Consider the following 11,809-nt stretch of genomic DNA (forward strand, 5'->3'; position numbering starts at 1 on the left):
ACAAAAAGCGATGTCAAGCATTCTAACGAACACTGCCGCAATGGCGGCACTGCAGACCCTTCGCGGTGTAAACCAGAGCCTCAAGGAAACCCAGGACCACGTTTCGTCCGGCCTGCGCGTCGGCAAGGCCGCTGACAATGCCGCTTACTGGTCGATTGCAACGACCATGCGTTCGGACAACAAGGCGCTTTCGGCTGTTTCCGACGCTCTCGGCCTCGGTGCCGCCAAGGTCGACACGGCCTATGCCGCGATGGACAGCGCCATCGATATTGTTTCCGAAATCAAGGCCAAGCTGGTTGCCGCTACCGAAAAGGGCGTCGACAAGGCCAAGGTTCAGGAAGAGATTTCCCAGCTTCAGGCTCAGCTACTGAGCATTGCTCAGTCTGCTTCCTTCTCCGGTGAGAACTGGGTCGCCGGCGAGGGTACGAAAAGCGTCGTTTCGACCTTCGTTCGCGATGGCTCGAACGCTGTATCCGTCAAACAGACTGAATATATCCTCGACGATACCTCGGTCGGCAACGTCCTGTTCGGCATGAGCGGAGGCCTGATCGAAACGTCCACGGGTATTATCGGCACCTCGAACGGTACGATCGGCTCCGTCTATAAGATGGACATCACCAATTTCACCACAGATGACGTCGGTCTTGCGCTGACGGCTGTCGAATCCGCTCTGAAGGCGATGACCAGCGCCGGTGCACAGCTCGGCTCGATCTCCACTCGCATCCAACTGCAGGAAGATTTCGTCTCGACTTTGAGCGACTCGATCGACTCCGGCATTGGCCGCCTCGTCGACGCCGACATGGAAGAAGAATCTTCCAAGCTGACCGCTCTTCAGACGCAGCAGCAGCTTGCTATCCAATCTCTGTCGATTGCGAACTCGGCATCTCAGAACATCCTGTCGCTCTTCCGCAGCTAAACGCGGCAACAGCAGAAAACAAAAGACCCGCCGGAGCGATCCGGCGGGTCTTTCGCTTTATGCAAACAGGTCAGAAGCGATCGTCTTCGTCTTCATCCTTATCCTTGGAGGAAGACTTCAGAGACTTGAGCTTGGCAAAGACGGCATCGGCGTCGATTTCGCGCTCTTCTTCGCGTTCGAAATTCGGGCTCATGCGCTCAGTTTCCTGGGCGGACTGCAGCGTGGCGCCGAGTTCGGCGGCGGTCGGTAGTGGCCGGCCCCTGGATGCCTTTTCCACTTCCATATCGAGGTCGATCTGGCTGCAGAGGCCGAGCGTGACCGGATCCATCGGCGTCAGGTTGGCCGAGTTCCAATGCGTGCGTTCACGAATCTGCTCGATCGTCGATTTCGTCGTGCCGACGAGGCGTGAAATCTGAGCATCCTTCAGCTCTGGGTGATTGCGAACGAGCCAGAGAATGGCATTCGGACGGTCCTGGCGCTTGGAAACAGGCGTGTAACGCGGACCACGGCGCTTGGATTCGGGAACGCGAACCTTCGGCTCCGAGAGTTTCAGCTTGTGGTTCGGGTTTGCTTCGGCGCGGGCGATTTCATCGCGTGAAAGCTGGCCGGTCGAGATCGGGTCCAGGCCCTTGATGCCCTGCGCTGCCTCGCCGTCGGCAATTGCTTTCACCTCGAGCGGATGCAGCTTGCAGAACTGGGCGATCTGATCGAAAGACAGCGCCGTATTGTCGACGAGCCAGATGGCGGTCGCCTTCGGCATGAGCAATTGTTGAGCCATGGATATAGTCCTTCTGTCGTCCGCGCCGGTGTCGCGGTCCGTGGATATCACCATAATATCCGGAAATATGGCGCTATATAACTGGAGTGACGCAGAATTGCAATTGATCAGGAATGAAATGACCTTTGTCTAATTGCCGGGTGCTTTTGACCTGCTATGAATGCCTAAATCGAGTTCCGGTGATCGCGCTTGCGCAGTTAGCCGGTGCCTGTGTTGAGGAGGAGTCACATGTCGGAAAAGATCCATCCGGTTACGAAACTGGTGAAGAGCCATGCTCTGATCGATAAGGCCAAGTATGAGAAATGGTACGAGGAGAGCATCGAGAACCCGGACAAATTCTGGGGCAAGCACGGCAAGCGGATTGACTGGTTCAAGCCCTATACGAAGGTCAAGAACACGTCGTTTACAGGGAAGGTCTCGATCAAGTGGTTCGAAGACGGCCAGACGAACGTTTCCTACAACTGCATCGACCGCCACCTGAAAACGCACGGCAACCAGGTCGCCATCATCTTCGAAGGCGACAATCCCTATATCGACAAGAAGATCACCTACAACGAGCTCTACGAGCATGTCTGCCGCATGGCGAACGTGTTGAAGAAGCATGGCGTCAAGAAGGGTGACCGCGTCACCATCTATATGCCGATGATACCCGAAGCGGCCTATGCCATGCTCGCCTGTGCCCGCATCGGCGCCGTGCACTCTGTCGTCTTCGGCGGGTTCTCGCCGGAAGCGCTTGCCGGACGTCTCGTCGACTGTGGTTCGACGTTCATCATCACCTGCGACGAGGGCGTTCGCGGCGGCAAGCCGGTGCCGCTGAAGGACAATGCCGATACCGCGATCCACATCGCTGCCCGCCAGCATGTGACGGTCGGCAAGGTCCTCGTCGTGCGCCGGACCGGCGGCAAGACGGGCTGGGCTCCCGGCCGCGACCTTTGGTACCATCAGGAAGCGGCGACGGTGAAAGCCGAGTGCCCGCCTGTGAAGATGAAAGCGGAGGATCCCCTGTTCATCCTCTATACCTCTGGCTCCACCGGCAAGCCGAAGGGCGTCTTGCACACGACGGGCGGATATCTTGTCTATGCGTCGATGACGCATGAATACGTCTTCGACTATCACCATGGCGATATCTACTGGTGCACGGCCGATGTCGGCTGGGTGACCGGCCATTCCTACATCGTCTACGGTCCGCTTGCGAATTGCGCGACGACGCTGATGTTCGAAGGCGTGCCGAACTTTCCCGACCAGGGCCGCTTCTGGGAGATCATCGACAAGCACAAGGTCAACATCTTCTATACCGCTCCGACAGCGATCCGCTCGTTGATGGGCGCCGGCGACCATTTTGTCACCCGCTCGTCCCGCTCGTCCTTGCGCCTGCTCGGGACGGTCGGCGAGCCGATCAACCCGGAAGCTTGGGAGTGGTACTACAATGTCGTCGGCGATGGCCGTTGCCCGATCGTCGATACCTGGTGGCAAACAGAGACCGGCGGCATCCTGATCACCCCGCTGCCTGGTGCGATCGACCTGAAGCCGGGTTCAGCGACCGTCCCGTTCTTCGGTGTGAAGCCGCAGTTGGTCGACAATGACGGCAAGGTGCTGGAAGGCACTGCCGACGGTAACCTGTGCATTACCGACAGCTGGCCCGGGCAGATGCGCACGGTCTATGGCGACCATGAGCGCTTCATCCAGACCTACTTTTCCACCTACAAGGGCAAGTATTTTACCGGCGACGGCTGCCGCCGCGATGAAGACGGCTACTACTGGATCACCGGTCGTGTCGACGATGTGCTGAACGTCTCCGGCCACCGCCTCGGCACGGCCGAGGTGGAGTCCGCGCTCGTCTCGCATAATCTGGTTTCGGAAGCCGCGGTCGTTGGCTACCCGCATTCGATCAAGGGACAGGGCATCTATTGCTACGTCACGTTGATGGCAGGCAACGAAGGATCCGATGAGTTGCGCCAACAGTTGGTGAAGCATGTTCGCACGGAAATCGGCCCGATCGCATCGCCGGACAAGATCCAGTTTGCGCCCGGCTTGCCGAAGACCCGTTCCGGCAAGATCATGCGCCGTATCCTGCGCAAGATTGCCGAGGACGATTTCGGCGCGCTCGGAGATACGTCCACGCTTGCCGATCCGGCGGTCGTCGATGACCTCATCGCCAACAGGCAGAACAAGGTAACCGCCTGAAATCAGAGCGGCTCCCGAAAACCAGGGAGCCGCTTTTCAGTCGTGCCGGCACGGACGGCGCGCAGCTTGCGTGCGCCGTCGTATTCACGGGCATGGCCTTCCGACAGCATATCTTTGGCTCCAACAGCATATCTTCGGCCGGATTCCGATCGTCTGAAAGAACCACGTTGGCGACAATCCAGCCAGAATATTGGCCCCTTTATCAACGCATGCGCGGTAAACCCGCCGTCAATCATTGCCGTGCGTCGACTCCAGCCCGCGAAGACTTCAGGGGAAAGAAGACTAGGAATATTTACTTAAAAATCGATCGCGCGGCCGTTGATCTCGTAGTCGCCGAAGCGCGCTGGCTCGGCTCCTCCCCGTCCACCGATCTCCGGTGGCAGATCCAGGGGTTTCTGGTTCCTGCGGCGTTCTTCGGCTTCGGCAAGCGCGCGTCTGGCAGCGGGTGACAGAACCTTGCGCGGTAGTACTGCTCCTTCTGCCACAGTGCTATCTACATTGTCGTTGTCCGCTGGCTGCAATTGCGTCTCCCGCCGGAAATATTGAAAATGGCTGGCGAATAACCAAATCATAGTGCGCCGGCGGCTTGATTGAAACCCTTTTGCCGCAGATGGGAGATGGAGACCTCGATGAACCTCGTTCGCACTGCCATGTTGCTTGCCTTCATGACGGCCCTGTTCATGTTCGTCGGATTCCTGATCGGTGGCCGCGGCGGCATGATGATCGCCTTCCTGATCGCTGCGGGCATGAATTTCTTTTCCTACTGGAATTCGGACCGGATGGTGCTTTCTGCCTACCGGGCGCAGGAAGTCGATGAGCGCAACGCGCCGGAATTCTTCCGCATCGTTCGCGATCTTGCGCGAAATGCCGGCCTGCCCATGCCGAAAGTCTATCTCTACGACAATCCGCAGCCGAATGCCTTTGCCACGGGCCGCAATCCGGAGAATGCCGCCGTCGCGGCCTCGACAGGGCTGCTCAGCGCGCTCTCGCCGGAAGAGGTGGCGGCTGTGATGGCGCATGAACTGGCGCATATCCAGAACCGCGACACGCTGACGATGACGATCACGGCGACGCTTGCCGGCGCAATCTCGATGCTCGGTAACTTCGCCTTCTTTTTCGGCGGCAATCGCGAGAACAACAGCAACCCCTTCGGTTTCGTCGGCGTGCTTCTGGCGATGATCGTAGCGCCGCTCGCCGCCATGCTTGTGCAGATGGCGATCAGCCGGACGCGCGAATATTCTGCCGACCGGCGCGGCGCCGAAATCTGCGGCGACCCCCTTTGGCTCGCTTCCGCGCTCGGCAAGATTGCCCGTGGCGCGGCGCATATCCCGAACTATGATGCCGAGCGCAATCCTGCGACGGCGCATATGTTCATCATCAATCCCCTCTCCGGGGAACGGATGGACAATCTGTTTTCGACGCACCCGAATACGGAAAACCGTATTGCAGCACTTCAGGAAATGGCGGGGAACGGTATGAATGGCTCGACGGCGACGGTTCGCGCTGGTAATCCGTCGCGCAGATCGCGCTCGGTTCCGAATACGGGTATTGGCCGCGGTGGTTCCCAACCGCCGAAAGGGCCCTGGTCTTGAATTCAGACGGCAGAAACAAGCCATTCAACAAAAAGAAACCGCCTGCAGAACGCCTTGCGGTCAAGCCTGGCCTAGAGGCGCGTGCGGCCGCAGCGAAGATCCTCGCTGCCGTGATTGAGCGCAAACTGCCGCTAGATGGTGCATTGGATCACGAACACGGGAATCCCGCATATAAGGCACTCGGGGAGAGCGATCGCGCATTGGTTCGCGCTATTCTCAACACTGCGCTCCGTCACCTGCCCCGCATCGATGCCGCGATTGCTTCTCTATTAGACTCGCCGTTGCCGGAAGGCGCGCGCGCACTCCATCATGTGCTTGCGGTTGGAGCGGCGCAGATCCTTTATCTCGACGTCCCCGACCATTCGGCGGTCGATCTTGCCGTCGAGCAGGCAAATCAGGATCCTCGCAATCGCCGCTTCGCAAAACTGGTGAATGCGATCCTGCGACGTCTTGGCCGCGAAAAGGAGAAGGTCCTCGAAGACATCGCGAAGATTTCGCCGATGCCGGCTTGGTTTATCAACCGTCTTGAAAAGGCTTACGGGAAAGAGGCCGCCGCGGCGATCGCCGAATCTCAGCTCGAGCCCGCGGCAATCGATCTCACCGTGAAGTCGGATGCGGCAGGCTGGGCAGCAAGGTTGAATGGGGAAGTCCTGCCGACCGGTGGTGTGCGTCTCGCAGCCTTTGATGGCACTATCCCCTCCCTTGAAGGTTTCGATCAAGGCGAATGGTGGGTGCAGGACGCCGCGGCAAGCATTCCGGCCAAGCTCCTTGGCGACCTGTCTGGCAAACGCGTCGTCGATCTTTGCGCCGCACCCGGCGGCAAGACCGCACAACTCATTCTCGCCGGAGGTAGCGTCACTGCGATTGATCAATCCGAAAGCCGATTGAAGCGCCTACGCTCCAATCTCGATCGCCTCGCCCTCAAGGCAGAAACGCTCACGACGGATCTTGTGAAATACCAGCCGGGCGAGCCGTTTGACGCCATCCTGCTCGACGCCCCCTGCTCCTCGACGGGCACGACGCGCCGTCATCCGGATGTTCTCTGGACGAAGGGGCCCGAGGACATCGCAAAGCTTGCTGGCGTGCAAGAACGGTTGCTTCGCCATGCGCTGACGCTCCTGAAGCCTGGCGGTACTCTCGTCTTTTCAAATTGCTCGCTGGATCCCGTCGAAGGCGAGGATGTCGTCAGCCGCATCTTGGCGGACACACCGAATGTCGAGCGCGTCCGGATCGACGCTGCTCGATGGCCCGGTTTGGAAATGGCGATCAGTCCGCTTGGCGAATTCCGGACGACCCCCCCCATGCTGCGAATGCCCGCAACGGTCGCTTCAGGCCTTGACGGTTTTTACGCTGCGGTGCTGCGGCGTGTTGCCTGATTGCATGGACCTTCCCTAGATTTCGTTTCTGTCACAATTAATGCAGTCTTACCGCTGAATGCGGCCCTCATTCACCTATTCTTAATCATGAGGGTCAATAGACAATAGAATATGCAGTCCGGCCGGCGGTTTTCGAGTTTGTATGTTCGGGAGGCTTGGCGCCGCATGTCGCGGCGCATCGCATCGCTGCGCCTTCGCCTTTTCCGCCATACAATCCAAGTGCCCGAGAGGCTTATCGTTGCGCCGACCGATCTTCGCGCCATCGATCCTCATATCGCCGAGGAGATCATGAATGGCCGCTTTGCTCTGGCAGGACGCCTTCTGGAGACGAACGGCAAGTCGCCCTTCGGCTTTACGCTTCCCTCACGCGCTTTTGCCAGCCGTTTGCATGGGTTCGGCTGGCTTCGTCATATGCGTGCCTACAAAAGCGATCAAGCTTGCGCGGTTGCCCGGGGGATCGTCGATAGCTGGCTCTCGTTGCATGCTGGCCGCATGGAAGGCATTGCCTGGGAACTCGATGTCACTTCACAGCGAGTGATTGCCTGGCTCTCGCATTCGCCGGTCGTGCTGCAGAATGCTGATCGCGGCTTTTACCGCCGTTTTATGAAGTCTCTGGCGTTTCAGGTTCGCTACCTGCGACGTATGGCGGCTTTCGCGCCGGCGGGGGAAGTTCTTTTCCGCCTGCGGATCGCCCTCGCCATGGCTTCAATTGCAATGCCAGCGCGACCAGGTGTGCTGCGCAAGGCTGCCCAGGCGCTGGATAATGAATTCGATAGCCAGATTCTACCCGACGGCGGGCATATCTCCCGCAATCCACGCACAGGCCTAGAATTGCTTCTCGATCTCCTACCGCTGCGGCAGACCTATGTGAATCTCGGTCACGATCTGCCGCAGAAGCTGATTTCAGGCATCGATCGCATGTATCCGGCGCTGCGCTTTTTCCGCCACCACAATGGCGATCTCGCGCTCTTTAACGGCGCGACATCGACGCTTGCCAACGAGTTGATGTCGGTTCTGCGCTATGACGAAACGGCCGGCCCACCGTTCAAGGCAATGCCGCATTCGCGCTATCAACGACTTGCGGCGGGAAATACCATTTTGATCGCCGATACCGGCCCTCCCGCAGCAGGCCCCCTGTCGCGCACGGCGCATGCGGGCTGCCTTTCCTTCGAAATGTCGTCGGGTCGTCATCGCTTTATCGTCAACTCCGGCTCACCGAAATTCGCTGGCCGCCGCTATGTGCAGATGGCGCGCACGACCGCGACGCATTCGACTGTGACACTGAACGACACCTCATCCAGCCGCTTCTCGGCCTCGGAATTTCTCGGTTATGTCATGACGGATTCGGTGAAGACCGTTAGCGTCGAGCGCGCTGAAACCGACGACGGACGCGATGGCATCAAGGTCAGTCACGACGGCTATCTGAAGAATTTCGGCATGCTCCATGAGCGCGAACTGACGCTGAATGCTGCAGGCTCCATCGTCACTGGCCGTGATCGGCTGGTGCCGCAAGGCGAGCGCGTCATTGACGAGCCTCTTCGTGCTGCCGCGCGCTTCCATCTCCATCCGGCCATAAATGTGAAGCAGAGTGATCGCGAGTCCGTGTTGCTGACAGCGCCGGATGGCGAAAGTTGGCTCTTTTCGTCGCCGGGGAACGAAGTTCTGATCACTGAAGATATCTTTTTTGCTGACGCCTCCGGCATCTGCGGTTCGGACCAGATCGAGATCGACTTCGTTTTTGCCGAGAAGCCGGAAATTCGCTGGTTTTTGTCCCGCAAGAGCTAATCGCCGTTTGCGCAGCGGCATAGCTCGTGCTAACGCGGCGCCATTATCCTATACGTCCCTTGCCGGATGTCTCCCGAAGCCCGAACGGAGAAGGTTCATGGCCGTCACTTCCAAGAAAATCCCCGCCCCTGATAAGGTCAAGGTCAAAACCGCGCTACTCTCCGTCTCCGATAAGGAGGGTATTGTCGAGCTTGCCCGCGCGCTTTCCGAAAAGGGCATCCGCCTGCTTTCGACAGGCGGAACGCACAAGGCCATCACAGCCGCGGGTTTGGCTGTCACCGACGTTTCCCAAGTCACCGGCTTTCCGGAAATCATGGACGGCCGTGTGAAGACGCTGCATCCGACGGTCCACGGCGGTCTCCTGGCAATCCGTGATGATAGCGCGCATCAGGAAGCCATGAAGGCGCATGGTATCGAAGATATCGATCTTGCCGTCATTAACCTCTATCCATTCGAGGATGTGCGTGCCGCCGGTGGTGATTATCCCACGACGGTCGAGAATATCGATATCGGCGGTCCGGCAATGATCCGTGCCTCTGCCAAGAACCATGCTTACGTTACGATCCTCACCGATCCTGCAGATTACCCGGAACTGCTCGAACAGCTTTCGGCCGATGCAGGCCAGACGAGCTATGCGTTCCGCCAGCGTATGGCAGCCAAGGCGTATGCCCGCACCGCTGCCTATGACGCGATGATCTCCAACTGGTTCGCTGAAGCGCTTTCCATCGATACGCCGCGCCATCGGGTGATCGGCGGCGTTCTGAAGGACGAGATGCGCTACGGTGAAAATCCACATCAGAAGGCGGCTTTCTACGTTACCGGTGAAAAGCGACCAGGTGTTTCGACGGCGATGCTGCTGCAGGGCAAGCAGCTCTCCTATAACAACATCAACGACACCGATGCGGCCTACGAACTCGTCGCTGAATTCCTGCCTGAAAAGGCACCCGCCTGCGCCATCATCAAGCACGCCAATCCTTGCGGCGTTGCCACGGGGCCAAGCCTTGTCGAAGCCTACAAACGGGCGCTCGCCTGCGATTCCGTTTCTGCGTTCGGCGGCATCATTGCGTTCAACAGCACGCTCGATGCGGAGACCGCGGAAGAGATCATCAAGCTCTTCACCGAAGTGATCATCGCTCCGGATGTAACCGAAGAAGCCAAGGCGATCCTTGCGAGGAAGCCGAATCTGCGCCTGCTTTCTGCCGGCGATCTGCCCGATCCGCGTGCCGCTGGCCTGACGGCGAAAACAGTCTCCGGGGGCCTGCTGGTCCAAAGCCGTGACAACGGCATGATCGAGGATCTGGAGCTGAAGGTCGTGACCAAGCGCGCGCCGACACAACAGGAACTGGAAGACATGAAGTTTGCCTTCAAGGTCGGCAAGCACGTGAAATCGAATGCCGTGGTTTACGCCAAAGATGGCCAGACGGCCGGCATTGGCGCCGGCCAGATGAGCCGTGTCGATTCCGCCCGTATCGCTGCCCTGAAAGCCGAGGAAGCCGCCAAGGCACTGGGTTTGCCTGCTCCGATGACACGCGGTTCTGCGGTTGCTTCGGAAGCCTTCCTGCCGTTCGCCGATGGTCTCCTGTCGATGATTGCAGCGGGTGCGACGGCAGTCATCCAGCCGGGTGGTTCGATGCGCGACCAAGAGGTGATCGACGCTGCCAACGAGCACGACGTCGCGATGGTATTCACCGGCATGCGCCATTTCCGCCATTGAGCGGATAGAATCTTGGCGCCCAGCCGGGGTTCAATTCAGTCTTGCTGCCTGTCTGCCGGATAAGGGGTCGCGATCAGCAGGATCAGTCCGCCCGCGAGGAAAAGGATCAGCGTTGCCATGCCGAGACGCGCTGATCCGCTGGCATAGGTTATCTGCGAGAAGAAGAGCGTTGCCATGAAGCTCGTGGCGCGGCCGGATAGCGCATAGATGCCGAAATAGCGCCCTGCCTCCTGCGGGCTGACGCTGCGCGCTAGATAAGAGCGCGACGAAGCCTGGACGGGACCGAAGGCGAGGCCGATCAACAGCCCGTAAAGAATATAGGCTTTTTCCGCCGCCGTGCCGAAAAGCCCTCCGGCGTCCGCCGTTGACATCGGCAGCAGGCCGAAAAGCGTATAACCCGGCCCCGTCGAAATAATCCCGAGGGTGGCGAGCAAAAGCAGCGTCAGGCTGATCAGGATCGTTGCTTTTGATCCGATCCGGTGATCAACGCGTCCGGCGATGACGCAGCCGAAAATCGCCACGACATTGAGGATGATCCCATAAAGTCCGATTTCGATCGTCGCCCAGCCAAACATGCCGGCGGCGAAGGCGCCGCCTAGGATCAGCAACCCGTTGACCCCGTCTTGATAGATCATGCGGGCAATCAGGAATTTCAGGATGCCTCTTCGGATCTTCAACTCGCTGATTGTGTTTGCGACCTGCCTGAGGCCGGCATGGACGGCAGCAGCGAGCGGCAATCCCTTCGCCACATCGGGTGTGAAGAGGAACATCGGAATGATGAAGATGAGATACCAGACCGCGGAAATCGGCCCTGTAATGCGCGCGTCCTCACCGGTATGCGGATCAAGCCCGAACAACGGGTCGAGCCCCAACAGCGTCTTTCCCGTTTCCAGGTTTCCCGCAAGCAGCGTCACGACAGTGACGAGCACGATCATGCCGCCGAGATAGCCAAGCCCCCAGGCCGTATTGGACAGCCTGCCGACCTCATCCTTGCCCACAAGGCGCGGCATCATGGAATCGTTGAAGACGATCGAGAATTCTGCGGCGATCGAGGCGAGGATCATCAAGATTACCGGATAGACAAGCGGCGAACCGGGCGCGGCAAACCAAAGGCCGAAGAGGCTGACAACCTTGATGATAGCGAAAAAGGCTATCCATGGTTTGCGGGCGCCGGACTGATCGGCGATGGAGCCGAGGATCGGAGAGAGCAGGGCTATGATCACCGAAGAGATCGTCGCGGTATTGCTCCACATCGCTTGTGCCGAAACCGGATCGTCCGTCAGGCGTGAGACGAAGTAGGGTCCGAAAATGAACGTGGTCACGACCGTGAAAAACGGTTGCGCGGCCCAATCGAAGAGCATCCAGCTCCAGATGCCCTTTTCCGACGCCTTCTGCGGCGCCGGCGTTCCTGTTCCGGTCCAGTCTATTCTACTCACGCCTACACTCCCGCATTCGCGGCGGACT

The 11,809-nt window shown here is 59.0% G+C and carries 9 protein-coding genes; 6 read left to right on the plus strand and 3 right to left on the minus strand.

From position 1 onward, the window contains the following. Positions 1-10: 10 nt before the first annotated feature. Complete coding sequence (locus tag ACZ9DP_RS35885; RefSeq protein WP_092586560.1) at positions 11-916, plus strand: flagellin N-terminal helical domain-containing protein; 906 nt, start codon at positions 11-13, stop codon at positions 914-916. A gap of 70 nt (positions 917-986) precedes the next feature. Here ACZ9DP_RS35885 and ACZ9DP_RS35890 read toward each other — a convergent pair whose 3' ends face one another. Further along, the gene (locus tag ACZ9DP_RS35890; RefSeq protein ID WP_022719513.1) at positions 987-1,694 is read right to left on the minus strand and encodes a DUF1013 domain-containing protein; all 708 of its coding nucleotides are present in this window, start codon (positions 1,692-1,694) and stop codon (positions 987-989) included. Positions 1,695-1,922: 228 nt separating this feature from the next. Here ACZ9DP_RS35890 and acs point away from each other — a divergent pair, with 228 nt between their 5' ends. Further along, positions 1,923-3,878 (plus strand): acetate--CoA ligase, encoded by a 1,956-nt coding sequence (acs, locus tag ACZ9DP_RS35895; RefSeq protein WP_074070087.1) that lies wholly within the window; start codon positions 1,923-1,925, stop codon positions 3,876-3,878. A gap of 296 nt (positions 3,879-4,174) precedes the next feature. On the opposite strand, the gene ACZ9DP_RS35900 is transcribed toward acs, so the two are convergent. Beyond that, positions 4,175-4,399, minus strand: a complete 225-nt coding sequence (locus ACZ9DP_RS35900; protein ID WP_476205227.1) for a DUF1674 domain-containing protein — start codon at positions 4,397-4,399, stop codon at positions 4,175-4,177. Positions 4,400-4,507: 108 nt separating this feature from the next. Between ACZ9DP_RS35900 and htpX the strand changes: the two genes are divergently transcribed. The 4 genes from htpX (at position 4,508) to purH (ending at position 10,345) form a co-directional block, all read left to right on the plus strand. Further along, on the plus strand, positions 4,508-5,470 hold the full coding sequence (gene htpX, locus ACZ9DP_RS35905) for a zinc metalloprotease HtpX (RefSeq protein ID WP_194728500.1): 963 nt from the start codon (positions 4,508-4,510) through the stop codon (positions 5,468-5,470). Then, positions 5,461-6,846 (plus strand): RsmB/NOP family class I SAM-dependent RNA methyltransferase, encoded by a 1,386-nt coding sequence (locus tag ACZ9DP_RS35910; protein ID WP_476205536.1) that lies wholly within the window; start codon positions 5,461-5,463, stop codon positions 6,844-6,846. Before htpX ends, ACZ9DP_RS35910 begins: the two co-directional genes overlap by 10 nt. A 111-nt stretch (positions 6,847-6,957) precedes the next feature. Then, positions 6,958-8,631, plus strand: a complete 1,674-nt coding sequence (locus tag ACZ9DP_RS35915; RefSeq protein WP_476205228.1) for a heparinase II/III family protein — start codon at positions 6,958-6,960, stop codon at positions 8,629-8,631. 97 nt (positions 8,632-8,728) lie between these two features. Then, a complete protein-coding gene (purH, locus tag ACZ9DP_RS35920) occupies positions 8,729-10,345 on the plus strand; it encodes a bifunctional phosphoribosylaminoimidazolecarboxamide formyltransferase/IMP cyclohydrolase (protein ID WP_476205229.1) in 1,617 nt (538 codons plus the stop codon). Positions 10,346-10,380: 35 nt separating this feature from the next. Here purH and ACZ9DP_RS35925 read toward each other — a convergent pair whose 3' ends face one another. After that, entirely contained in the window at positions 10,381-11,781 is a 1,401-nt protein-coding gene (locus tag ACZ9DP_RS35925) for an MFS transporter (RefSeq protein WP_476205230.1), read from the minus strand. Positions 11,782-11,809 lie beyond the last annotated feature (28 nt).

It is taken from the genome of Rhizobium sp. USDA 4016 (assembly GCF_056279705.1).